This window comes from Kitasatospora sp. MY 5-36 (genome assembly GCF_001182915.1).
Classification (GTDB): Bacteria; Actinomycetota; Actinomycetes; order Streptomycetales; family Streptomycetaceae; genus Kitasatospora.
The window spans coordinates 1-3,934 of sequence record NZ_LFVW01000841.1; the positions used below are offsets into that span (position 1 = coordinate 1).

At 75.2% G+C, this 3,934-nt stretch carries 2 protein-coding genes and 2 pseudogenes; all 4 read left to right on the forward strand.

What is annotated here, in order from left to right; all coding sequences use genetic code 11:
* A pseudogene (locus AE652_RS36995) lies at window positions 1-374 on the forward strand (hypothetical protein); the annotation flags it as partial.
* Between the two features lie 109 nt (window positions 375-483).
* Window positions 484-1,773, forward strand: a complete 1,290-nt coding sequence (locus tag AE652_RS37000) for an aldolase/citrate lyase family protein (RefSeq protein WP_107086637.1) — start codon at window positions 484-486, stop codon at window positions 1,771-1,773.
* A 169-nt stretch (window positions 1,774-1,942) separates the two neighbouring features.
* Window positions 1,943-2,599 (forward strand): YigZ family protein, encoded by a 657-nt coding sequence (locus AE652_RS37005; protein WP_049659555.1) that lies wholly within the window; start codon window positions 1,943-1,945, stop codon window positions 2,597-2,599.
* Between the two features lie 478 nt (window positions 2,600-3,077).
* A pseudogene (locus AE652_RS37010) lies at window positions 3,078-3,934 on the forward strand (hypothetical protein); the annotation flags it as partial.

Consider the following 3,934-nt stretch of genomic DNA (forward strand, 5'->3'; position numbering starts at 1 on the left):
CGCCCGGTCCGCAGGCCCAGCACCCGGTCGGCCCGCAGCAGCGGTCCGAGCAGTTCGAGCAGCCCGAGCAGCCCGCCGAGTTCGCGCAGCCCGCCGAGCTGGCGCAGCCGGTCCCGGCCGCCGAGTCGGCCCGCGCCGAGCAGTCCGCGTTCTCCCCGGCGCCCGCGCGCCTCGACCCGGACGTCGCCTACGCCGCGCTCGTCTCGTACATGGACGCCCACAGCCACCAGCCCGACCCCCAGCGCCTCGCCGACTGGCTGACCAGGGAGTACGGCGTCACCGGCAAGGGACCGGACGGCTCGGTCCACCCCAAGGAGGTCGCCGACCTCTACCCGGAGCTGAACGAGCGCTACGCCGCCGCCGGGCGGGACTGACCGCCGCCGCCACCGTCCAGGGCCCGGGCGGCCATTGACGCCCGATCCCGCCGGAGCTACCTTCGCCTCAACAAACTGTTGAAGCGCTGGTTCGGCATGGGGAGTGCGGATGACACGGGTCGGGGTCGACGGAAACGGGCCGGCGGACGGGGCCTCCTTCTCCACCGGGGCCCGTGCCGCCGTGGAGGCGCTGCTCGCCCCGGTCGACGCCGATCTGGCGCGCCGTTACCCGGGTGAGCCCGGGACCAGGCAGCCGGTGCACACCGTCTACGTCCCGGCCGACGCCTTCGGTGCCGACACCGTGCGGGAGTGGGGCCGCCGGGCCCTGGAGGCCTTCGACCGCCACGCCGCCACCCCCGCCGAACTGGCCCGAGCCCTCGGCGTCGCGGACGACGAGCTGCTCGCCGACGTGCACGCCCGGGTCCGCGCCAAGCTGCAGCGCGAGCCGGTCGAGGACCTGCGGATCGACTTCGAGGACGGGTACGGACCCCGCCCCGACGCCGAGGAGGACGCGGCCGCCGTCCGCGCCGCCGAACTGGTCGCCGCGGCGGTGGCCGAGGGCGGCGCCCCGCCGTACCTCGGCATCCGGACCAAGTGCATGGAGGCCGCCGTCCGGGCCCGCGGCATCCGCACCCTGGAGCTGTTCCTGGCCACCCTGCTGGCCAACGGCGGGCTCCCGGAGGGCCTGGTCCTGACCCTGCCCAAGGTGACCTACGCCGAGCAGGTCACCGCGCTGGTCCGGCTGCTGGAGGACTTCGAGGGCCGGGCCGGGCTGCCCGCCGGCCGGATCGGCTTCGAGATCCAGATCGAGACCACCCAGGCGATCCTCGGCCCGGACGGCCGGGCCACCGTCGCCCGGATGATCGAGGCCGCCGAGGGGCGCGCCACCGGCCTGCACTACGGCACCTTCGACTACAGCGCCGCCTGCGGCGTCAGCGCGGCCCACCAGAGCATGGACCACCCGGTCGCCGACCACGCCAAGGCGGTCATGCAGGTGGCGGCCGCGGGCACCGGGGTGCGGCTCTCCGACGGTTCGACCAACGTCGTCCCGACCGGCTCCACCGAACAGGTGCACGCCGCCTGGAAGCTCCACCACGGCCTGGTCCGCCGCTCGCTGGCCCGCGCCTACCACCAGGGCTGGGACATGCACCCGGCGCACCTGCCCACCCGCTACGTCGCGGTCTACTCCTTCTACCGCGAGGGCCTGGCGGCCGCCGCCGCGCGGCTGGCCGCGTACGTCGCCAAGGCGGGCGGCGACGTGATGGACGAGCCGGCCACCGCCCGGGCGCTGAGCGGTTACCTGCTGCGCGGACTGGACTGCGGCGCCGTCGACCTCACCGAGGTCACCGCGCTGACCGGCCTGGACCGCGGGCGGCTGAACGCCCTGGCCGGCCGCTGACCCGTCCGCGTCCGACAGCCGGGTCCCGGCCGTCGATCCTCCGGCTCGGCCGGTTCCCGGCCCCCGGCCGTTGATCCCTCCCGTCGTGCGCCAACTAGGCTGGCGGTGCCGCCCCGGTGTCCCGGGGCGCGCCGTCAGCCTTCACCGTCCTCGGGAGGACCCCCGCGCCATGTCCGCCACGCCGGAGCCCACCGCCAGGCCGTACCTCACCATCCGGCGGGCCGGCAGCCACGAGACCGAGATCAAGAAGTCCCGGTTCATCTGCCACCTCGCCCGGGTCACCGACGAGGAGGGGGCGCAGGCCTTCATCGCGGGCATCCGCAAGCAGTACTGGGACGCCCGGCACAACTGCACCGCCTTCGTGGTCGGCGACGAGCAGCGCCGCGAGCGCTCCAGCGACGACGGCGAACCCGGCGGCACGGCCGGGGTGCCGATGCTGGAGGTGCTGCGCCGACGCGGGCTGACCGACACGGTCGCCGTGGTCACCCGGTACTTCGGCGGGATCAAGCTCGGTGCGGGCGGCCTGGTGCGGGCGTACGGGAACGCGGTGTCGGAGGCGGTGGACGAGGTCGGCCTGCTGGAGCGCCGACCGGTCGCGCTGCTCGCGGTGACGGTGGACCACGTCCGGGCCGGGCGGGTGGAGAACGACCTGCGGGCGGCCGGATACACGGTGAGCGACCTGGCCTACGAGGCCGCCGGGGTGCGGATCGAGGTGGGGGTGCCGGAGCCGGACGTGGCGGACTTCCACACCTGGCTGGCCGAGGCGACCGGCGGTACCGCGGTGGCGGTCCCGGCCGGCCGCACGTACGTCGAGGTGCCGGTCTGACCCGAGGTGCCGCTTTGGCCGCGGGGGCGGGGGGTAGCTCCTGGGCCCCGGGGGTCGGACGATCCGTCGGACGGCCCGTGACCGGCCGTTTCCCGTAGCCCAGGCCCCGCGCCACGCGGAAGACCGCTTGAGCAGATTCACCCGAACGTAGTGTCGTAGCCCGGAGTTGGAACTTCCGCTCCGGGCCGTGGCGTTTCCTGGGCAAGGCTCCGGCAGAACCGGACGAAACCATCGATGGAGGACACAGGACCCCACCCCGCACCACGGAGGTATGCGCATGACCTCGGATCGATCGACCTCGAATTCCCAGTCCGCGACGAACCCGACCTCGAACCGCCCCACGAGCCACTCGACGAACCACCCGACGAGCCGTCCGACCTCGAACCATCCGATCGCGAACCGCCCCGCCCCGAACCGCGTCCGCTCGCACGCCGCCGCAGACCTGCCCGGCCCCCGCGGCCCCGCGACGCCCTACCGGATGACGGTCACCACGGCCCTCTCACACGCCGAGGCCGTCGCCCTGGCCGACGAACAACTGGCCTGCTGGCTGAAGCAGGAGGGCTTCGAGGAGCCCCCGCCGGCCCACCGCGCCCCCGCCGAGCAGGGCACCGAGCCGGCTCCCACCGCCGAGCGCCTCCGCCTGGGCGAGCGCGTCCTGCTCGACCGCGACCAGGGTCCGCTGCGCGGCGGCCCGGGTACGGGCCGATACGACCGCCGCCGCCTGCGCACCCCGGCCCCGCACGGCACCCAGCAGCTCACCCTCACCGTGGCCACCGGTTCCGACGGCCCCACCTGGGTCCGGCTGGAGGCCGAGACCCACAGCACCGGCAGCGGTGTGCGCACCCCGTGCCGGGTGCCGGTGCCCGAACTCGCCCGTACGCTCCTCCCGCTGCTCGACGCCACCGACGGCCCGACCGCCGTGCACTCCGGCCCCCGGGTGATCACGGCCGACGAGGTCGACGCCCTGATCGACGAGCTGTGCGACCCCGAGCGCAGGCTGCCCACCGTGGTGGCCAGCGTCCCGGTGAACCTGCCGCTCGACAGCTGGGTGCGGGACGTGGTGGCCCCGCTCTGCCAGCAGCTGCCCGGCCTCGCCACCGCCTACGTGCTGGACCCCGGCGCCCGCACCGGGTTCAACGTCGCGCTGGAGTACCACACCGTCTACGGCGGGGCGGTGCGCACCTACCTCCCCGAGGTCGACCCGGCCTCCCGGCAGGACAGCGCCCGACATCCGGTACTCGCCCGGGGCCGAATAGAAGAGGACCTGCGCCGCGCCGCCGGGCTGCTCGCCCGCGAGCCGCGCCGCCTGGCCGCGGAGCAGCCGCTGCCACCGCC

Excerpts from the sequence above, each read along its gene's own strand:
- AE652_RS37000 (WP_107086637.1), top strand. The coding sequence starts at position 484 with ATGACACGGGTCGGGGTCGACGGAAACGGGCCGGCGGACGGGGCCTCC.
- AE652_RS37005 (WP_049659555.1), top strand. The coding sequence starts at position 1,943 with ATGTCCGCCACGCCGGAGCCCACCGCCAGGCCGTACCTCACCATCCGG.